The sequence below is a fragment of the Arthrobacter sp. sptzw42 genome, assembly GCF_059089685.1.
In genome coordinates this window covers 181,482-200,406 of the sequence record NZ_JBNHEX010000007.1, presented here as the reverse complement: position 1 = coordinate 200,406, position 18,925 = coordinate 181,482, and the positions used below count along the sequence as shown (strand labels likewise).

Here is an 18,925-nt window from a genome sequence, read left to right as displayed (position 1 = left end):
TACGGACAAGCCCCCGGTGCGTCACTGGGTTCGGCGGCAGCAGCTGCGCCTGGCGCCCGCGCCCGGGCCAGGGGCGTGGAAACGCAGCCGGGGTTAACCCCCCCCCCCCCCCCCCCCCCCCCCTCCCCGTCCGGCCTCCAGCGGACACCTCCACCGCGCCATCCGTCCCACTGCTTGAGGAAAGACCATTATGGCTACGACCACAGCGCCGAGCTCGGCCCCACAGGCCAAGGCACCGGCCCCCGCAAAGCACCGCCCCGACAAGAACTACCGGCGCCGGCAGCGCTGGGGATGGCTCTTCGTTGCCCCCTTCGCGGCAATCTTCCTGACTTTCCTCATCCTCCCCCTGGTCTACGCATTCCGGATGAGCCTTTTCACCAGTACGCTGGCCACGGGCACCAAGTTCGTCGGGGCGGACAACTACATCAAGGCCTTTAGCGATCCGGTCTTCCTGCAGGGTTTGGCGACCGTAGCGAAGTTCGCATTGATCATGATTCCGGCACAGATGATCGTGGCCCTGCTAGCCGCCCTTGTCCTGGACAACCTCGCCACGTGGGCGTCAAAGTTCTCCCGGCTTATGATCTTTGTCCCCTACGCGGTTCCCGTGGTCATCGGTGCCCTTATGTGGGGTTTCCTTTACAGCCCCCGCTTTGGACCCGCAAGCTCCATCTTCGGCGCTTTTGGTATGGCCGCACCCGAATTCCTGGCGCAGGACAGCATTTTCGGCAGCCTCGTCAATATTGTGACGTGGCAGTGGGCCGGCTACTACATGATCATCATCTACGCAGCGCTGCGTGGAATCGATCCCGGCATCTACGAGGCAGCCGTGCTCGACGGCGCCTCCGACCGGCAAATCGCCTGGCGGATCAAAATCCCCATGATCTCTTCCTCCCTGGTGATGGTGGTCATCTTCGCCCTCATCGGCACACTGCAGTTCTTCACCGAACCTCAAGTGCTTCGCGGGGTGGCACAGGGAGCCATTCCTACCTCGTACACGCCCAATATGTATGCCTTCTCGCTGGCGTTCTCCTACAGCCAGTTCAACTATGCCTCCGCCATCTCCTTCGCGCTCGGCATCGTCGTGTTCGTCTTCTCCTTCCTTTTCCTCTTCCTGACCCGCAAGCAGAGCGGACTGAAATAAACCATGGCACTCGTCACCGACACCCCCCAGCTTCAGGGCGGCCGGAAGGGCCGCAGCGCCGCAGGCCGCGCCAGGGCCCGCAAGGGCGGTTCCCGCATCGGCTCACATATTTTCCTGCTCATCCTTGTCATCTACTTCATCACCCCGATCTGGTGGCTGACCGTCGCCAGCACCAAGGACACTGCCGGCCTCTTTGCTGGCTCAGGCGGGCCTCTCTGGTTCGATGATGAGTTCCACTTCTTCAGCAACATCCAGGGCCTGTTCGAGCGGCAGGACGGCATCTACTGGCGATGGCTCGGGAACTCATTCCTGTACGCCATCTCTGGCGGCGTTGGAGCGACGATCCTCGCCGTGCTGGCGGGCTATGGCTTCGCCAAGTACAACTTCCGCGGCCGGGGTCCGTTTTTCGGGCTTCTGCTCGGTGCGGTGATGGTGCCGCTAACAGCGCTTGTCATCCCGACTTTCGTGCTGCTTAGTTCGGTGGGGCTGGTGAACACTATCTGGGCCGTGATCCTGCCCTCGCTCCTTAGCCCGTTCGGCGTCTACCTCATGCGGGTCTTCGCCCAGGAAGCGGTCCCGGACGAATTGCTGGACGCCGCCCGGATCGACGGTGCAGGAGAAATCCGGACATTCTTCCAAATCGCGCTGCCCCTGCTGCGCCCGGCCATCGTGACAGTACTCCTGTTGTCCGTCGTCGGGACCTGGAACAACTTTTTCCTGCCGCTGGCAGTCCTCAGCGATCCGCTGCTGCTTCCGGTAACGGTGGGGCTCAATGGCTGGCAGGCTCTGTCCAACGCCGGCAGCGGCGGCGAGGCCCTCTGGAATCTGATTACGACGGGCGCTTTCCTCTCAATCATCCCGCTGATCATTGCCTTCCTTTCCCTCCAGAAGTACTGGCAGGGCGGATTGTCGCTGGGCTCACTAAAGTAGCCCGGCCCCGCTCCCATCCTTAAAGCAACACACGTACGCACAGAAAGTCTTTAGATGCAGAACGCACGCCTTACGCTCGACCCCCACTTCACCGTCGGTCGGATCAACCGCAACATCTTTGGCGGATTTGTTGAACACCTCGGCCGCCACGTCTACGACGGCATCTACGAGCCCGGCCATGAAAGCGCCGATAACGAAGGCTTCCGGCAGGACGTCATTGAGCTGGTCAAGGAAATGGGCGTCTCGACCATCCGCTATCCCGGCGGCAACTTCGTCTCCGGGTTCCGCTGGGAAGACAGCGTGGGACCGCGCGAGGAGCGCCCCACCCGCCTGGACCTTGCCTGGCACTCCACCGAAACGAACCAGGTGGGCATGCACGAGTTCGCCTCGTGGCTGCAGAAGGTGGGCAGTGACTTGATGCTCGCCGTGAACCTTGGCACAAGGGGAACAGCCGAGGCACTCGAACTCCTCGAGTACTCCAACCTGCCCAAGGGAACCGCCCTCGCCGACCAGCGCATGGCCAACGGCCGCCCTGACCCCTTCGATGTCAAGATCTGGTGCCTTGGCAATGAGATGGACGGCCCGTGGCAGCTCGGGCACCGCTCCGCCGAGGACTACGGCAAACTCGCGGCCATAACAGCCCGAGCCATGCGCCAGCTGGATCCGTCCATCGAGCTCGTTGCCTGCGGTTCCTCCAGTGCCCATATGCCCACCTTCGGCGAGTGGGAGCGCGTGGTGCTGACCCACACCTACGACGTGGTCGACTACATCTCCTGCCACGCCTACTACGAGGAGAAGAACGGGGACCTCGGGTCCTTCCTTGCCTCCGCCGTCGACATGGACCACTTCATCGAGTCCGTGGTGGCCACAGCCGACCATGTGAAGGCCGTCCGGGGCAGCTCGAAGACCATCAACATATCCTTCGATGAGTGGAACGTCTGGTACATCAGCCGCTTCGAGAACGTCGACAAGATCGAGGGGCTGGACAATTGGCCGGTAGCCCCCCGGCTGCTTGAGGACTGCTACTCCGTTGCGGACGCCGTCGTATTCGGCAACCTCATGATCTCGCTGCTCAAGCACGCCGACCGCGTCACCTCGGCTTCACTGGCGCAGCTGGTCAACGTCATCGCGCCCATCATGACCGAGCCGGGTGGCCCGGCCTGGCGCCAGACAACGTTCTTCCCGTTCTCCATCACATCGAAGCTCGCGCAAGGGTCAGTGCTGGAACTCAAGCTCGACACCGGGACATACGAGACCAGCGAGTACGGCGTTGTGCCGCTCGTGGATGCTGTGGCCACGCACGACGACGAAAGCGGTGCCACCGCCGTCTTCCTCGTCAACCGGTCCCAGACCGAAGAAACCACTGTGACCATCGACATCGGGGCACTGGACGGCTTCAGCACTGTGCAGGCGCAGTCTCTGTACGATACAGACGTGTATGCGAAAAACACCCTCGAGGAGCCTGAGCGCGTGGGTATGAAGCCCAACACATCCGCCACCCTCGACGGCGGAGCAGTCACCATCACCCTCCCGCCCGTGTCCTGGACGGCCGTCTCCCTGGCATGAACTCGCCCGAATACAGGATCGAGGGCGGCGGCTACACGGCCGTCGTCCTCGGTTTCGGTGCCACCGTCCGTGAGCTGACCTACGAGGGGCGGCCGCTCGTGGTCGGTTTTGGCCCGGACGAGACAATGCCTAACTTCCGTGGCGCTTTCGTGGCTCCGTGGCCCAACCGCATAGCCGACGGGCGTTACAGGTTCGACGGGGAGGAGTACCACCTCCCCATCAATGAGCCGGAACGTGGCACCGCACTGCACGGCCTGGTGTTCGACGTGCCGTGGTCAGCCGTAAAGCATAAGCCGGATACGCTCATCCTGGAATGCACCATCGAGCCCACGGCTGCGTACCCCTTTACTATCACCCTTGAAGCCCGCTTCAGCGTTGACAGCGGTGGTTTCAGGACAGACGTGGCAGCAGCCAATACCGGTGCACGTCGCGCGCCCTACGGCGTCTGCCCCCACCCGTACCTCGTGGGAGGGCCCTCACCGCTGGATGAGTGGCTGTTTGAGTTGCCCGCCTCGACGGTCCTGTCGGTAACTCCTGACCGCCTCCTGCCCGTGGGGAAGGAGCAGGTAGCCGGTACTGCCTTCGACTTCCGCTCGGCCCGTCCCATCGGTACCGTGCAAATCGACCATGCCTTCACCGACATCGCCTGGGAAGGGAATGGCCACGCCATGGTTCGGGTCATCGATCCGGTGCACGGGACCGGCACAGCGATGGTGTGGGATGCCAGCTGCCCCTGGGTACAGATCCATACTGCGGATCTTCCAAAAAAACCGGAAAACACCCGCCTCGGCCTCGCCGTCGAACCCATGACCTGTCCGCCCGAGGCTTTCAATACCGGCGAAGACCTCGTGGTCCTGGACCCGGGAGAGACGCACCGCACAGGCTGGACTATTACGGCCTTGTGAGGAACCAAAGCGTCAGTTGTTCCTGGCCCGGAACTGAGGGAGCCCGTCAGCCGTCCGCCTTCGCAGCTTTCGCCGCTGCCTTCGCGGCCTGTTTGTTGGTCCTGACCTTCGCCAGTGACTCCGGATCCACGATGTCCGCAACGGAGAGGTAAGCGCCCTCGTCCCCGTAGTGCCCGGCAGCTTCGCGCCATCCTGGCGCCTCCAAACCACATTGCTTGCCCAGCAGAGCGAGGAAAATTCTGGCCTTCTGCTCGCCAAAGCCGGGCAGCGCCGTCAGCCGCCGCAGCACCTCGGCTCCATCAGGTCCACCCTTGGTCCAGATGGCCGCCGCATCCCCGCCCCACTCGGTTTGTACAGCTTCTGCGAGCGCCTGTACACGTGCCGCCATGGACCCCGGAAAGCGGTGGACCGCGGGCCGTTCCTTGAATACATCCACGAACGCCTGCGGCTCCTGGGCGGCGATGGATTCAGGCCGGATGGACCCTATCCGCGTCTTGATCTTTGCTGGCCCCGCAAAGGCCGACTCCATGGTCACCTGCTGATCCAGCAGCATTCCCGTCAGCAGCGCGAACGGATCCTTACTCAGCAGCTCGTCCGCAGCAGGGTCCCCCGTGATGTGCAATTCCATGCTGCTCATCATTTCAGAGGTTGCGCAATCAGAGACAGGACGGTGGCCAAGTAGTACCTAATCTCAAAAACGAGTACTGGCTACGCGTTCTCCCGGGACGGCGTCCGAACTAGGTTTTTCATTGAGGCAAGACGTTTTTGACTCGCTGTAACTTGCTCACGAGGGGGTGTGAGACGAAATGCATGCACGATACGCAAGCTCAAGTTTCCCGGTCCGAGAGACTCGGGTAGCAAACGGGGCCGGCGACGAGGAGGCCTTTGAGACCAAGGCCTCTCCCCCAGCCGTCGCCGGCCCTCTTGTTTCTCAGGAAGCCTCTGGCCATCAACGGCAAGGGCCTGCCACGCCGGAAAACGGCCGTTCCAACACACTGGCAGGATATGGCGCACCGGCAAAGACAGGGCAGCCCCGGCCGGCCAATCCCCCGCCAGTTAAGCCGGACGGGATCCTGCTGGATCTCATGACGGGCACGCAGACGCTGCACGACTCTCTTGAACTCCTCGCAGCCGCTTCTGCCCGGGCAGTGGTACGTGCCGGAGGCCCCGTTGTTGAATGCGGCGTTGTGCTGCATCAGCCGAAAAGGACTCCGGCCATCACCGGCACCTCACCCGAGGTGCTCCGGTTGCTGGAGTGGGAGCAGGAATCTCACGAAGGTCCGGTCAGTGAGGTGTTGATAGGGGAGCAACCCGTGGCCGTGCTGCAACGAAGCGGGGACTTCCGATGGCCGCGGTATTGCAGGCAGCTGCAGCTTGCCAATTTGGGCAGCGTCCTCAGCTTCCGGCTCGGATTGGAATACGGTGGGCAGGCCCGGGACGTTGGCACGCCCATCCGCCCAACACGTGCCGTCCTGGCGTTTTTTGCCCAAAATGCCAAGGCGTTTCCGCTGCAGGTGATTCCCGAGGCAAAGAATTTCGCAGGCCTTGCGGCCAAAAGCCTGCAGATGGCCCTTGACCTGCACACGGCAAGGTCCACCGCTTCGGACCTGCGTATGGCACTGGACAGCCGCACGTCCATCAACGTTGCCTGCGGGGTCATCATGGCGCAGAACAGGTGTTCCTACCATGAGGCGTTTTCCATCCTGGCGAAGGCCTCAAGCCACCGGAACATCAAGGTACGAAGGGTGGCGGAGGACATCCTCGAACGGCTGCCAGAAGGCGCCCCAAGGTCACACTTCGGCCACTAGACGGACCCTCCCCAGGGCAAGAGCATGGAAAAGCAGCCCCGGAAGCAGAGCTTCCGGGGCTGCTTTTCCAGGAAATGAGGCCTAGATTCCACCGGCGAGCCTGTAGTAGGCGGCGTTCCAGTTCAGGTCCTTTTTGAACTGGCGGATGGTGGTGTCCTCGTCGATGGTGAGCAGTTCGGTCTTGGCGATCTCCGCAAAGTCCTCGAACACGTCCATCCCTACCTGCGTGGACAGCACGGTGTGGTGGGCGGCCCCTGCCGTCAGCCATGCCGCAGCCGAGGTGGCGAAATCCGGCTTGGGCTGCCACAGTGCGCGTGCTACCGGCAGGTTGGGCAACGGCTGGTCGAGGGGCACCACGTCGACGGCGTTGGCCACCAGGCGGAAGCGGTCCCGCATGTCGGACAGGGCGACGACGACACCCGGGGAGGCATCGGCGTCGAACACCAGACGGACGGGGTCCTCCTTGCCGCCGATGCCCAGCGGATGGATTTCCAGGCGCGGCTTCCCCGCCGTCAGGGAGGGGCAAACCTCCAGCATGTGCGCGCCAAGGATCTTTTCCGCTCCGGGTTCCAGGTGGTAGGTGTAGTCCTCCATCAGGGAAGCGCCGCCAGGCAGGCCTGCGCCCACGACCTTCGCCGCGCGGACCAGGATGGCGGTTTTCCAGTCACCCTCAGCACCGAAACCGTAGCCTGCGGCCATCAAGCGCTGCACGGCCAAACCGGGAAGCTGGCGGAGTGCGCCCAGGTCCTCGAAGGAGGTGGTGAACGCCGCCGAGCCGTTGGCCTCCAGGAAGCTGCGCAGGCCAAGTTCGATCCTGGCGCCGTAGCGGAGCGACTCGTGCCGGGCAGCCCCGGCGCGGAGCTCCGGAACCACGTCGTAAAGGTCCTCGTACTCACTGAGCAGGGCATCGACGTCGGACTCCGCAGCACCATGCACGGCGTCGGCGAGCTCATTGACCGACCAGGTGTTCACGGCCACTCCGAAGCGGAGTTCCGCCTCGGTCTTGTCGCCTTCCGTGACGGCAACGTTGCGCATGTTGTCGCCGAACCGGGTCAGCTTCAGGGTCCGGACGGCTGCCCAACCGGCAGCGGCCCGCTGCCAGGAGCCCACTTGGCGGGCGACCTCCGGGTTTGAAACGTGTCCTACGACGGTTTTGCGGGCAATGCCCAGGCGGGACTGGATGTACCCGAACTCCCGGTCGCCGTGGGCAGCCTGGTTCAGGTTCATAAAATCAAAGTCGATGTCCGCCCAGGGCAGGTCCCTGTTGGCCTGGGTGTGCAGGTGCAGCAGTGGCTTGCGGAGCAGATCCAGGCCCTGGATCCACATCTTTGCCGGACTGAACGTGTGCATCCATGCAGTGACGCCGATGACGGAATCATCCGAGTTGGCCTCAAGTGCAGTGCGGCGGATGGCGTCGGAGTCCGTCAGGACCGGCTTCCACACGATGCGTACCGGCACTGAGGAGGAGGCGTTGAGCTGGTTGGCGATCTCCTGGGACTGGGCGGCCACCTGCTTAAGGACGTCCTCGCCGTAGAGGTGCTGGCTTCCGGTGAGGAACCATACCTCGTAACCGTCAAGGGAAGTGTTTGCTGCGGTGCTCATGGGTTTCTCCTTAGGGAGTAAGTCTTTGTTGGCCGTGAAGGGCCGGCCGTTACTGGCCGTATACGGTCTGGTAGCGGGCGTAGAGGGAGTCGATGTGGCCTTGGTCAATGGCAATTGGCTCGCCCAACTGGCGGGCAATGTGCACCGTCCGGGCAACTTCCTCGCACATCACGGCCGCCTTCACCGCCGATTTCGCGTCCTTGCCGATGGTGAAAGGCCCGTGGTTCTGCATGAGCACGGCCGGGGAATTCGAGTTCTTCAGTGTCTCCACGATCCCGTGGCCGATTGAATCATCGCCAATCAACGCGAACGGCCCCACCGGGATGGACCCGCCAAATTCGTCACTCATCATGGTCAACACGCAGGGGATGGCCTCCCCGCGCGCGGCCCAGGCCGTGGCGTAAGTGGAGTGCGTGTGCACCACCCCGCCCACCTCGGGCAAGTGCCGGTAGACGTACGCATGGGCTGCAGTGTCCGACGACGGCGAGAGTGCCGGGTTTCCCCACTGGCCTGCCGCGTCCCCATCCACGGGCAGCCCATATAGATCCGTCACCACCATCTGTTCCGGGGTGAGGTCCTGGTAAGAGACGCCGGAGGGCTTGATGACCATCAGCTCATGGCCCGGGACCCGGGCGGAGACGTTGCCGGCCGTCCACACCACCAGTTCGTAGCGGGTCAGCTCTGCGTGCAGGGCGCACACCTCGTCACGGACGCGGGAGATCGTGTCCAGGATGTTCACGCGGACACCTCCACGGCAGCCTCGGAAACAATTGCCGGGGGCGCCGAAAGTGGACCCGCTGCCCGGCGCTGGATGGCCTTGAGCCGGTGCATCACATCGTTGCTGCCGCGGCCGAAGTAGTCATGCAAGGTCTTGTACTCCTGGAAAAGTTCCTCGTAGGCGGCTACGTTCGCCGGTATGGGCGTGTACACCTCGCCCGGCTGGGAGCCCATAGCCTCGGCGGCTTCGCGGATATTCGTGTATTTTCCGGCGGCCACAGCAGCATGGATGGCGGAACCGAGGGCCGGGCCCTGGCTTGAGCCGATGGTGGAGAGCTGAAGGTTGGTGGCATCCGCATATATCTGCATCAGAAGCGGGTTTTTGAGCAGGCCGCCGGCAACGATGAACTCCTTCACCGGAACACCGGAGTCCCGGAATGCGTCCACAATCGTGCGGGTGCCGAACGCGGTGGCTTCCAGCAGCGCACGGTAGGTGTCCTCCGGGCGCGTCGCCAGGGTCTGCCCCACCACGATCCCGGAGAGCTCGTGATCAACCAACACGGAGCGGTTGCCGGAGTGCCAGTCCAAAGCCATCAGGCCGTGCTCGCCGATGGCTTGGCGGGACGCCAGTTCAGTGAGGTATTCATGGACGTCCAGCCCGGCTGTTTCGGCTGCCTGGTGGTACTCGCGCGGCACGCCGTATTTCGTGAACCAGCCGAAGATATCGCCGACGCCGGACTGGCCGGCTTCGTAGCCCCAGAGTCCGTCCACGATGCCGCCGTCCACCACCCCGCACATGCCGGGCACTTCCCGCAGTTCGGTGCCGTTCATGACATGGCATGTCGAGGTACCCATAATGGCCACCAGCTGACCAGGGTCTACTGCCTTCGCGGCAGGAGCGGTCACGTGGGCATCCACGTTGCCCACAGCCACTGCAATTCCCTCCGGCAGCCCTGTCCATTCAGCAGCTTCTGTGGTGAGGTACCCGGCGGCATCGCCGAGGCGGCCAATGGTGTGCTCCAGCTTGGAACTGACAAAATCCTTGAATTGCGGGTTCAGTGCCGTAAGGAAGTCCTCGGAGGGATAACGGCCGTCCTGGTAGATGCCCTTGTAACCGGCGGTGCAGGCGTTCCGGACATACCGGCCACAGAGCTGCCACACAATCCAGTCAGCAGCCTCAACCCAGTGATCCATCGCTGCATAGGCTTCAGGGTCCTCCTCCAGGAGTTGCAGTCCCTTAGCGAACTCCCACTCCGAAGAAATCAGCCCGCCATAGCGGGGCAGCCACTGCTCACCGCGTTCCGCTGCAAGTTGGTTAATCCTGTCCGCCTGGGCCTGCGCGGCATGGTGGCGCCAAAGCTTGACATAGGCATGGGGCCGGTTTATGAATTCCGGAAGCTCATTCAGCGGTGTTCCGTCCGCCTTGACCGGCACCATGGTGCAGGCCGTGAAGTCCGTGGCAATTCCAACTACGGCGGCCGGGTCAATACCTGCCTCAGCGACGGCGGCGGGAACCGCGGTGCGCAGAACGTCGCGGTAATCATCAGGCACCTGCAGGGCCCAGTCACCCGGGAGCCTCGCGCCGGGTTTGCCGGCAACGTCGGCCGGAAGGGCTTCCGTAACAACTGCGTGCGGGTACTCACACACCCCGCTGCCGAGCTCCTTGCCGTCCCGGACGCGGACCACCACGGCCCTGCCGGATAGCGTTCCGTAATCCACACCGATGACGTAGCTGTCCGCGTCTACTCTGACTTCCATAGAATCCTCCAATTGATGCCGCCGCCTTGCGACCCTTTAATTGTTAGCGCTAACAAGACTTCTGTCAATGTTTTTGCGGGCCCTCTCCCACACCAAATCGCGTGTACCCGGAAAGTGTGGAACGGTGCCAAAAGGGGTAGGGACAGTGGGACGCCCAGCACAACCGGAAGGATCCTTGTGGCCGACGCACAACCACACGCCCGTGCTGGCTCTCTTGCGTGGCTGGCGGGCCCACTCTCCACCGGCCTCGGACTGGTCGCCCACCTCGTAGGCGGGGGCCCGGCGCCCGGCCTCATGATCCTCGGAGCACTTGCCGCGCTGCTCGGGATGGGTGCGGCAATCCTGGGGCGCTTTCAACTGCCCGGCTGGGCGTTGCTGCTTTTGTGCGGAGTGGCCCAGCAGTTGCTTCATTGGGGGTTCGCGATCTTTTCCGGCGGCGCGGCGAACGGGCTGTCGGAGCACGGTCACGGCGGCATCAGGCAGGAGCCATCAGCGGCCGGCGAGGCAGCTGCGCCGGCGGGCTACTCACTGCATCTGATGCTTTACCTGCACATGGCCGCGGCGCTGGCGTCAAATGCCCTCGTCACATACTGGCCCCGGCTCGCCGGCTGGTCCCGCACCTTGACGCGCAGGCAAAGCTCACCAGTTGTTTAGGACCCGGCCAGGAACCCGGCCCAGGGCTAAGTTACCGGCCGCATCAGATGCATGGCGTGCCCGAAGGCTCCTCCCCTTTTGCCCGCTTGGCGGGTGTCCTTTCTTCCGAGCAATGGCGGCACGTGCTTGAGCGCCAGCGGAACCGCTTCTCGCAAAACTCGACTCTGAAGTCATAAGTCCAAGCTTTAGCGCAGGATTTACTTAGGTTGCGCTGCACCGGTCGCCGGTAGAAATAGAGTGGATCCGCCAGCCCGCGCATTTGTCGTTTTCACCATGCCCTTTAGAGTCCACAAAGGAAACCTGACATCTTTTCCTCATCTCTCCACCGCCCTGCCCTGTTGATCCTATTGACGGCCCTGTCAGCCACTTGGGTTGGTGTGGCTACCGGAAACGCCGCACCAGTTGCTGCCTTCGGCGGGCCAAAAGAAGCAACAAGCCGCTACATCGTGGAGTATGCCGAGGGGACCGGCGCTGCAGCCGGGCCGAAAGCACTTCATGCCCGCAACCTCGCCGTTAAGCGGACGTTTTCCAAAGCGCTCAGGGGCGCCGTAGTAACGGCAACGCCGGAACAGGCCGAGGAATTGAGAACTTCAGGCGAGGTGGCAGGGGTGGAAATCGATGCACCGGTAACTGCAACCGACGTGGACCAACCGACGCCATGGGGATTGGACCGGATTGATCAGCGCGCCTTGCCGCTGTCGGCCTCCTATACCCCTGCGGCTTCAGGTGCCGGGGTGAGCGCCTATGTCTTTGATACCGGAGTGTTGGCAACCCACACCGAATTCGCTGGACGGGTGACGGCCGGATGGACCCCCTTCCCAGAAGGCAACGGCAGTACCGATTGCAGCGGTCACGGCACGCACGTAGCAGGCACAATTGGCGGCAGAACCTACGGTGCGGCCAAGGATGTTACCATCGTTCCCGTTCGAGTGCTCGACTGCGCAGGTTCCGGCTACATCTCGGACATGATCGCGGGCCTGGACTGGGTCGTCGGGAACCACAGTGCCGGATCTCCCGCCGTGGCGAACATGAGCCTGCGCACCCCACCCAGTTCCATGCTCGACTCCGCCGTACAAAACCTCATTGCTGACGGCGTCACCACAGTTGTGGCAGCCGGCAATTCCGCTGTCGATGCCTGCACCGGTTCCCCTGCCCGGGTCCCGGAAGCAATTACAGTTGCGGCCAGCGACACCACGGACCGGCAAGCTTCCTTCTCCAACTTCGGCACCTGCACCGACATGTATGCCCCAGGTGTTGGGATCAAATCGGCAGGGCACTCAACTGCTACAGCCGCCGCCACCCTGAGCGGGACGTCCATGGCTGCACCGCACGCGGCCGGAGCGGCGGCAGTCCTCCTGTCCCAAAACCCTGCAATGAGCCCCTGGGCGGTGGCCGCCAACCTGAACGCCGCTGCAACAACCGGCGCTGTCAGCGGCACAGGGGCGGGCTCACCCAACAGGTTGCTGTTTTCTGGGTTCGCAACTGCCGCAGTAGACCATGTCAAGGCAATAGCCGAGGCAGCTGCCGCTCCTCCGGGGATTGGTTCAACCATGGGGCCGGTGACGTGCGGTCTGGCTAACGGCGGTTGTTACCAGAACTACCAGGGCGGTGTTGTTCACTGGTCTCCGGCTACCGGCGCGCGCATCACCAAGGGTGCCATCAACGCAGCCTGGGCCGTGCAAAACTGGGAAAACGGCAGCCTCGGATACCCCACCAGCAACGAGACCGGCGGCCTGAAAAACGGCGGCGTCTACCAAAACTTCCAAGGCGGCGTCATCCACTGGTCGCCGGCAACCGGGGCCCGCATCACCAAGGGGGCAATCAACGCCGCCTGGGCTGCGCTTAGCTGGGAGAACGGCTTCCTCGGCTACCCGACAAGCAACGAAATTACCGGGTTAAGGAACGGCGGGGTTTACCAGAACTTTCAGGGCGGGGTTATCTACTGGTCCGGGGCCTCGGGCGCACGCAGCAACGCCGGCGCCATCAGGCAGGCGTATGCATCACAAGGCTGGGAGAACGGCCGTCTGGGCTATCCAACCTCGAATGAAGTTCCCTTAGGCTCCGGCGTCGTGCAGTACTACCAAGGCGGGCACATTACCTGGTCCGCGGCCAATGGCGCTGCCATCAGCTACCGGTAGGCCTCGCGGGAAGGTTTGATGGCTTGGCACCCCCGACCGGCGGGTGGAGTTGCATGTGGACGTCCGCGGCCGCTGGGGGCGCTTAGCCTGGCTCGTCATTGCCTGGGCGGTGCTGCGCTCCCCCGGCGCACCAGCTCCGGGATGACGACGGTTGAACTGGCGGCGGCACCGGCCTCAATTTCCTTGAGCATGGTGTCCATGCACCGCCTGCCCAGCTCCTCGAAGTCCTGCCGCACGGTGGTGAGCGGCGGGGTGAAGTAGCCGGACTCCGGCTGGTTGTCGAATCCCACCACAGAGACGTCGTCGGGCACGCGGACCCCTGCCTCGTTGAAGGCACGCAGCACCCCGAGGGCCATTTGGTCATTGCCCACGAACACAGCGGTGGCGGTGCGTTCGGCTGCCAGCCGGCGCCCCACCTCGTAACCGCTGCCTGCGCTCCAGTCGCCTTCCAGCAGCAGGTCGTCCTGAAACCCTGCATGTTGCAGCGCCGCGCGCCAGCCTTCAGTGCGCAGGGCACCGTCAATCCAGTCCGACGGCCCGGCAACATGCCCGATTCTGCTGTGCCCCAGCTCGATGAGGTGGCCCACGGCGATCTCCGCACCGCGTTTTTGGTCCACCATTGCCCCGCTGACTGCTTCATTTCCAGGCGAACCGACGGCCACAACTGGCACCCCGGGGTTGAACTCCTCAAGGATTTGCAGTGTTTCGGTGTGCGGCACCAGGAGGGCGATTCCGTCCACCGCCTGGTCCAGGAAGTGCCGCAGCGCATTGAAGATGGCGTCCCGGCCCACCGAACGCAGGGCGGCAATGCTGACGAAGTAGCCCGCGTTCCGCGCTGCCTGCTCCACGCCGAGGAGCGTGTTGGCCGGGCCGTACTGGGAGAGCTCGCTGCCAAGCACACCGATGGTTTGTGAGCGCCGGGTGACCAGGCTCCGAGCTGCCGTGTTCCGCCGGTAGCCCAGCTCGGCGATGGCCGCCTCCACCTTTTCCCGGGTTGCTTTACTGACATTCGGGTGCCCGTTGACCACCCTGGAAACAGTTTGGTGGGAGACGCCGGCACGTTCGGCCACGTCCTCAAGGCGCGGCAACCGCCCGGCGCTGCTTTTTGTCATGTCCCCATTGTGCCGGTTGCCGCAAACAACAAATCCCCCGGCTGCCTCAGGGAGGCTGCCGGGGGATTTCCCGCTCTTCGCTAAAAGAGTGGGCCCTGTGGGGCTCGAACCCACGACCCACGGATTAAAAGTCCGATGCTCTACCAACTGAGCTAAAGGCCCAAGCCGGGCTGCTTCGGTACGTTGTACCGCCAACCCGGCCCATCCATTTCTGGACGTTAATACTCTAACCCATGCTCGAGGCAGCATTCGCACACGGGCCGGGCCCCGCCGTCGGCCCTGCCTTAGAGGCCCGGCAGCAATTCCTGATGCTCGATTTAGCGCAGGGCACAGGAGTAGCGTTGGGGGCATGAGCGAGCAAACAGGTTCCAGTCATTACGGCGGCGCCAACCGGCACCACAAGCCCAAGCCTTTCGCGCCCGTCGACTTCGAACCGTTTGCCGGCGGCGCCGATCCCGCCCGCGTGTCCGAAGCCGCCCACCTCGCTGCCCAGGCGCTGGTCCGCCACGGGCGGGACAGCGACGACCCCGTAGTGACCGAGCGGCTCGTCAAGCTTGCGGACGAGCAGGGCCTGGAGGCCATCGCAGAGATGTGGGCCGAGAGCCCGGCCCGTTCACTTCCCGGAGCGCTGTGGCGGTTGTACGCCCTGCGTGCGGCCACGGTCCAGGATCCCGAACGAATTTCGGTCTACTTCCGCGCGGGCAAAGACACGGCGCAGGTCTCCAATGTGGTGGCCGGGGCCGCCGAGCCTCCCGGCGCTGATGAGATGAAGGCGATGGCGGACGCCATCCTTTCGGGAGCGTTCGACGGCGAGTTCGACGTCGCATTGGAGCGTTCCGCCGCATTCTGCCGGGTGGTGGCGCTCGGCCAGGCCACCCTCGCCGACGGCGCCGAGCACGGCAATGAGGCGCACGCGAGCAAACTCACCCGCAACTCCCACCAGCTGGTGAAGACCGCCGAGGACCTGGAGCACGCAGCCAACGCGTGGCGCCTCGGTGAGCTGGATTGAGCGAACCGCATGGCCCAGGAGCCCGGATCTGTCAATGTTGACTTGGGCCAACCAACGTAGAACACTGAAACTGGTGCCGAGCCGCGAAACCCCCGGGCTTCAACATTCAGCCGCCTAGAGCGGCCTACCGCCGAGAGGCGTATCCGGTTCGGCACCATTTTTCTGCCCAATTACTGTTTGCCCGTTTGCTTGCTGCCCAGCTACCGTCCTCCCATTTCGAAGGTGCAGTTACGGGCCGGTAGAGTTAGCGACAGTTGCGCGCCGGGGTCAAGTCACACGGCAGGCAATTCCCGCCCTGTTCTTATCCCGGAGACCGGTAACTGTGAAGCTGCGCCTTTTTCCCCAGGAGCCCGCCGGGCTGAACCTTTTATCGCAGATGGCGCAGCAAATTGTGCTGGCCAGTGCCACCCTGGCCGAAATCCTCGGTGTGCCCGCAGCCGAGCACGGCAAGCTCGTGGAGGACATGCACAACCACGAGGCCAAATCCGCTGAACTGCACTTCGCCCTTCTGACCCACATGCGCACCAGCTTCGTGAACCCCCTCCCCCGCGAAGACATGTATGCTCTGTCCCGCTACCTCAACGAGGCCATCGAGAAACTGGACGCTGCGGCGGAACTCGTGGCGCTGTACCGCCTGGAGCGGCTGCCAAAACGGGCAGCGGACCAGCTGGAAATCATCAGCCGGCAGGCCGAGCTCACCGTTGACGCTATGCGCCGGCTCGACAACCTGGATGACCTGGAGGATTACTGGATTGAAATCCTTCGCCTGGCCAAACGTGCTGAGCGGACGCACCGGGTCTGGGTGGCGGACATGATCAGGGACATGAAGTGGGCGCAGTACTCACGGAACCGTGATGTCGCCAACCAGCTGGTGGAAGTCACCAAGGACATGCGGCGCATCGCCACCCAGGTAGGCAGCATCATCGTCAAGGAATCCTGAGGTGACGGCAGTCGTCTTCGGCGCGGTGGTCCTGCTGGCAGCCGTGTTCGCGTTCGTCAACGGCTTCCGCGACGTCTCCACCTCGGTGGCGCTTGCCGTCCGGACCCGTGCCCTTACACCCAGCGTGGCGGTATTGCTGGCCGCCTTCTTCAACTTCCTCGGCGCCCTGCTCAGCGCGCTCCTGGCTGTGGCGATCAGCCAGACGTGGATCCACCTGCCCGAAGGGACGGACGGCCTCAGCATCCTGCTCGCCGGCCTGGGCAGCGCCACCGCGTGGGGCATCCTGCTGTGGTGGCGGGGCATACCTGCCTCGTCCACGCACGCCCTGGTGGGTGGCCTTGCCGGGGCCGGGCTCGCCAGCCTCGCACTGGGTGGCACCGGGGTAGGCGGGGTGGACCATTCACTGCTGTTCCAAGTGGTACTTCCGCTGCTGCTGTCGCCGCTGGTGGCCTACAGCGGCGCCTTTATGCTGGTTTACCCGGCTAACTGGGCCGCCCGCTACACCCAGCCCAACGTGGTCAACCAACGGTTCCGCCGGAGCCAGTCCATAGCTGCCGGGGCGGTGGCGTTTGGCCACGGCCTGCAGGACGGCCAGCGGATCAGCGCCGTCCTGATCCTCGCCCTGCTGGCAGCAGGCTATTCCGACGGCGGCACTATCCCCGCGTGGGTGGCGCTGCTTACCGCGGTAATGATCACCGCCGGCACCCTTTACGGGGGGTGGAGGATCTCCCATACGATCGGCTACAAAATCACCAAGATCGACCCGCTCCGTGGCTCCGTGGCTCAGATCTTCAGCGCCCTCATGCTGTTTGTGGGTGCCATCGGCCTGCAGTGGCCGCTTTCCACCACGCATACAGTAACTTCTGCCGTGCTGGGAGCGGGCGAAAACCAGAACTTTTCGGTGACCAACCGGAAGCTGGTGATCCGCATTGTGGCACTGTGGATCCTGACGCCGGCCGCCACTGCGGCATTGGCGTTTGTCCTGGCCCTGGCGCTGTCCCCCTTGGCCGGCTGAGTAAACCCACCCTTCAGGCTGCAGAGGGCACCATGGGCCGAAGCGGGTGCCGGGCAGGGACCCATGCTGTCCCTCGGGGAGGGGGGAGCCCCTCCTGCCCTGTACAGGCAGACCCGTGTGACGTAGATTCGAAAGTACGCCCCCAAGCGCTGCTGCCGGGGCTGACATCCGCCGCCGGGTGCAGGGCCGCGGATTAACGCTGCTGCAGCATATCGGCGGCCCGGATGCACAGCGCGGAAAAGAGCAGGCATCATGTCTAACTCGAATCCCCGGCATTCCCTGCCCCAGCCCCGGCACATGGAATGCGAGATCTGCGGGACGGAACATCATCTGACCATCCATGCCATCACGGCGATGGGAGCGGCCAACGGCGACCTGGTTACGGTGTCCTACACCTGCAATGACTGCCACAGGTTCCACGAACACCTTGCGTACGCAGAGGACGTGGCCGCGGCGCTGCACCAGGTGCGCTGGATGGCCAAGGTGATCATGTTCGGTGACGAGTACGTCCACTGCGGTTTCCCCATGGAGGAAGCCGAGTTCGAAATAGAACGCCTTTGCTACCGCACCAGCAACAGCAGTGGCGGACTCAGCGCCGTCTCGCTTCCCACCAGGGTCCTGCGCTGCCGGTGCGGCTTCCAGCTGGAAGTCCCGGAGTAGCCGCCTGGTTCAGCCGGCTGTGGGGCCACGGCCGCAGGGGTCCCCGGGCGAGCGTGCGAGCCTGGTTCAGCCGGCTGTGGGGCCACGGCCGCAGGGGTCCCCGGGCGAGCGTGCGAGCCTGGGGCGCGGCTGGGGATTATCCGAACCGGCCCGAGACGTAGTCCTCGGTTGCCTTCTGGCCAGGGTTGCTGAAGATGGTGTGGGTGTCGTCCACCTCGATAAGCTTGCCCGGCTTGCCGGTGCCCGCGATGTTGAAGAAGGCGGTCCGGTCCGAGACGCGGGCTGCCTGCTGCATGTTGTGGGTCACGATCACCACGGTGTATTGGTCCTTGAGCTCGTTGATCAGGTCCTCAATGGCCAGGGTGGAGATGGGATCCAGCGCGGAGCAGGGCTCATCCATCAGGATCACCTGAGGTTCCACAGCAATGGCCCGCGCGATGCAGAGCCTCTGCTGCTGGCCGCCGGAGAGGCCTGACCCGGGCTTGTCCAGGCGGTCCTTGACCTCGTTCCAAAGGTTGGCGCCCTTCAGCGAGCGTTCCACCAGGACGTCGGCCTCGCCCTTGGAGATTTTTTTGTTGTTTAGCTTGACGCCGGCCAGCACGTTGTCACGGATGGACATGGTGGGGAACGGGTTGGGCCGCTGGAAAACCATGCCGATCTGTGAGCGGACGGTCACGGGGTCCACGCCGGGGCCGTACAGGTTGTCGCCGTCGAGCAGGACGTCGCCCTCCACCCGGGCGCCGGGAAGCACCTCGTGCATGCGGTTCAGGGTCCGCAGGAAGGTGGACTTACCGCAGCCGGACGGACCGATGAACGCGGTAACGGATTTGGCCTCGATGTTGATGGTGACGTCTTCCACCGCGAGGAAATCGCCGTAGTACACGTTCAGGTCCTTGACGTCGATGCGCTTAGACATGGTGTTCCTTCACTGACTGGGTATGAATTGAAGTTTATGATCCGGGCCGTGTGA

17 protein-coding genes, 1 tRNA gene and 1 pseudogene are annotated in these 18,925 nt (G+C 63.8%); 12 read left to right on the top strand and 7 right to left on the bottom strand.

The genetic code is table 11. From position 1 onward, the window contains the following. From AC5RT4_RS11425 to AC5RT4_RS11405, 5 genes and pseudogenes are all read left to right on the top strand, one after another. Window positions 1-97, top strand: a pseudogene (locus AC5RT4_RS11425) (acyl-CoA carboxylase subunit epsilon); the annotation flags it as partial. Window positions 98-190: 93 nt separating this feature from the next. Beyond that, window positions 191-1,141 (top strand): carbohydrate ABC transporter permease, encoded by a 951-nt coding sequence (locus AC5RT4_RS11420; RefSeq protein ID WP_494105779.1) that lies wholly within the window; start codon window positions 191-193, stop codon window positions 1,139-1,141. Between the two features lie 3 nt (window positions 1,142-1,144). After that, a complete protein-coding gene (locus tag AC5RT4_RS11415) occupies window positions 1,145-2,071 on the top strand; it encodes a carbohydrate ABC transporter permease (RefSeq protein ID WP_494040474.1) in 927 nt (308 codons plus the stop codon). Between the two features lie 54 nt (window positions 2,072-2,125). Continuing rightward, entirely contained in the window at window positions 2,126-3,637 is a 1,512-nt protein-coding gene (arfA, locus tag AC5RT4_RS11410) for an arabinosylfuranosidase ArfA (protein ID WP_494040473.1), read from the top strand. Then, window positions 3,634-4,542: an aldose 1-epimerase family protein gene (locus AC5RT4_RS11405; RefSeq protein ID WP_494040472.1), complete on the top strand. Its 909-nt coding sequence runs from the start codon at window positions 3,634-3,636 to the stop codon at window positions 4,540-4,542. Before arfA ends, AC5RT4_RS11405 begins: the two co-directional genes overlap by 4 nt. 46 nt (window positions 4,543-4,588) lie before the next feature. Here the strand turns inward: AC5RT4_RS11405 and AC5RT4_RS11400 are convergent, their stop codons facing one another. Then, complete coding sequence (locus AC5RT4_RS11400; RefSeq protein ID WP_494105778.1) at window positions 4,589-5,179, bottom strand: HhH-GPD-type base excision DNA repair protein; 591 nt, start codon at window positions 5,177-5,179, stop codon at window positions 4,589-4,591. Between the two features lie 448 nt (window positions 5,180-5,627). On the opposite strand from AC5RT4_RS11400, the gene AC5RT4_RS11395 reads away from it, so the two are divergent. Continuing rightward, a complete protein-coding gene (locus tag AC5RT4_RS11395; RefSeq protein WP_494040470.1) occupies window positions 5,628-6,350 on the top strand; it encodes an ANTAR domain-containing protein in 723 nt (240 codons plus the stop codon). An 81-nt stretch (window positions 6,351-6,431) separates the two neighbouring features. Here the strand turns inward: AC5RT4_RS11395 and araA are convergent, their stop codons facing one another. The 3 genes from araA to araB are packed head-to-tail and all read right to left on the bottom strand — an operon-like array spanning window position 6,432 to window position 10,427. Then, window positions 6,432-7,952, bottom strand: a complete 1,521-nt coding sequence (araA, locus tag AC5RT4_RS11390) for an L-arabinose isomerase (protein ID WP_494105777.1) — start codon at window positions 7,950-7,952, stop codon at window positions 6,432-6,434. Window positions 7,953-8,001: 49 nt separating this feature from the next. Next, window positions 8,002-8,691 carry an L-ribulose-5-phosphate 4-epimerase gene (locus AC5RT4_RS11385; RefSeq protein ID WP_494105776.1) on the bottom strand — a complete coding sequence of 230 codons (690 nt, stop codon included), beginning with the start codon at window positions 8,689-8,691 and terminating at the stop codon, window positions 8,002-8,004. Continuing rightward, window positions 8,688-10,427: a ribulokinase gene (gene araB, locus AC5RT4_RS11380; RefSeq protein WP_494105775.1), complete on the bottom strand. Its 1,740-nt coding sequence runs from the start codon at window positions 10,425-10,427 to the stop codon at window positions 8,688-8,690. The genes AC5RT4_RS11385 and araB overlap by 4 nt, the downstream gene beginning before the upstream one ends. 177 nt (window positions 10,428-10,604) lie before the next feature. On the opposite strand from araB, the gene AC5RT4_RS11375 reads away from it, so the two are divergent. Further along, complete coding sequence (locus AC5RT4_RS11375) at window positions 10,605-11,081, top strand: hypothetical protein (RefSeq protein ID WP_494105774.1); 477 nt, start codon at window positions 10,605-10,607, stop codon at window positions 11,079-11,081. Between the two features lie 377 nt (window positions 11,082-11,458). Beyond that, window positions 11,459-13,219 carry a S8 family serine peptidase gene (locus AC5RT4_RS11370; protein ID WP_494105773.1) on the top strand — a complete coding sequence of 587 codons (1,761 nt, stop codon included), beginning with the start codon at window positions 11,459-11,461 and terminating at the stop codon, window positions 13,217-13,219. Between the two features lie 95 nt (window positions 13,220-13,314). On the opposite strand, the gene AC5RT4_RS11365 is transcribed toward AC5RT4_RS11370, so the two are convergent. After that, on the bottom strand, window positions 13,315-14,331 hold the full coding sequence (locus AC5RT4_RS11365) for a LacI family DNA-binding transcriptional regulator (RefSeq protein ID WP_494105772.1): 1,017 nt from the start codon (window positions 14,329-14,331) through the stop codon (window positions 13,315-13,317). Between the two features lie 89 nt (window positions 14,332-14,420). After that, window positions 14,421-14,493: transfer RNA gene (locus tag AC5RT4_RS11360), tRNA-Lys, on the bottom strand. Window positions 14,494-14,680: 187 nt separating this feature from the next. Here AC5RT4_RS11360 and AC5RT4_RS11355 point away from each other — a divergent pair. From AC5RT4_RS11355 to AC5RT4_RS11340, 4 genes are all read left to right on the top strand, one after another. Then, complete coding sequence (locus AC5RT4_RS11355; RefSeq protein ID WP_387548135.1) at window positions 14,681-15,340, top strand: hypothetical protein; 660 nt, start codon at window positions 14,681-14,683, stop codon at window positions 15,338-15,340. A 322-nt stretch (window positions 15,341-15,662) separates the two neighbouring features. Continuing rightward, complete coding sequence (locus tag AC5RT4_RS11350) at window positions 15,663-16,280, top strand: nuclease PIN (protein ID WP_494040463.1); 618 nt, start codon at window positions 15,663-15,665, stop codon at window positions 16,278-16,280. A gap of 1 nt (window position 16,281) precedes the next feature. Continuing rightward, complete coding sequence (locus AC5RT4_RS11345; protein ID WP_494105771.1) at window positions 16,282-17,295, top strand: inorganic phosphate transporter; 1,014 nt, start codon at window positions 16,282-16,284, stop codon at window positions 17,293-17,295. 252 nt (window positions 17,296-17,547) lie between these two features. Then, entirely contained in the window at window positions 17,548-17,955 is a 408-nt protein-coding gene (locus AC5RT4_RS11340; RefSeq protein WP_494040461.1) for a hypothetical protein, read from the top strand. A 136-nt stretch (window positions 17,956-18,091) separates the two neighbouring features. Here the strand turns inward: AC5RT4_RS11340 and pstB are convergent, their stop codons facing one another. Beyond that, window positions 18,092-18,871, bottom strand: coding sequence for a phosphate ABC transporter ATP-binding protein PstB (gene pstB / locus AC5RT4_RS11335; RefSeq protein WP_494040460.1), 780 nt, complete (start codon window positions 18,869-18,871; stop codon window positions 18,092-18,094). Window positions 18,872-18,925: the final 54 nt, after the last annotated feature.

Excerpts from the sequence above, each read along its gene's own strand:
- AC5RT4_RS11420 (WP_494105779.1), top strand. The coding sequence starts at position 191 with ATGGCTACGACCACAGCGCCGAGCTCGGCCCCACAGGCCAAGGCACCG.
- AC5RT4_RS11415 (WP_494040474.1), top strand. The coding sequence starts at position 1,145 with ATGGCACTCGTCACCGACACCCCCCAGCTTCAGGGCGGCCGGAAGGGC.
- arfA (WP_494040473.1), top strand. The coding sequence starts at position 2,126 with ATGCAGAACGCACGCCTTACGCTCGACCCCCACTTCACCGTCGGTCGG.
- AC5RT4_RS11405 (WP_494040472.1), top strand. The coding sequence starts at position 3,634 with ATGAACTCGCCCGAATACAGGATCGAGGGCGGCGGCTACACGGCCGTC.
- AC5RT4_RS11400 (WP_494105778.1), bottom strand. The coding sequence starts at position 5,179 with ATGAGCAGCATGGAATTGCACATCACGGGGGACCCTGCTGCGGACGAG.
- AC5RT4_RS11395 (WP_494040470.1), top strand. The coding sequence starts at position 5,628 with ATGACGGGCACGCAGACGCTGCACGACTCTCTTGAACTCCTCGCAGCC.
- araA (WP_494105777.1), bottom strand. The coding sequence starts at position 7,952 with ATGAGCACCGCAGCAAACACTTCCCTTGACGGTTACGAGGTATGGTTC.
- araB (WP_494105775.1), bottom strand. The coding sequence starts at position 10,427 with ATGGAAGTCAGAGTAGACGCGGACAGCTACGTCATCGGTGTGGATTAC.
- AC5RT4_RS11365 (WP_494105772.1), bottom strand. The coding sequence starts at position 14,331 with ATGACAAAAAGCAGCGCCGGGCGGTTGCCGCGCCTTGAGGACGTGGCC.
- AC5RT4_RS11355 (WP_387548135.1), top strand. The coding sequence starts at position 14,681 with ATGAGCGAGCAAACAGGTTCCAGTCATTACGGCGGCGCCAACCGGCAC.
- AC5RT4_RS11340 (WP_494040461.1), top strand. The coding sequence starts at position 17,548 with ATGTCTAACTCGAATCCCCGGCATTCCCTGCCCCAGCCCCGGCACATG.
- pstB (WP_494040460.1), bottom strand. The coding sequence starts at position 18,871 with ATGTCTAAGCGCATCGACGTCAAGGACCTGAACGTGTACTACGGCGAT.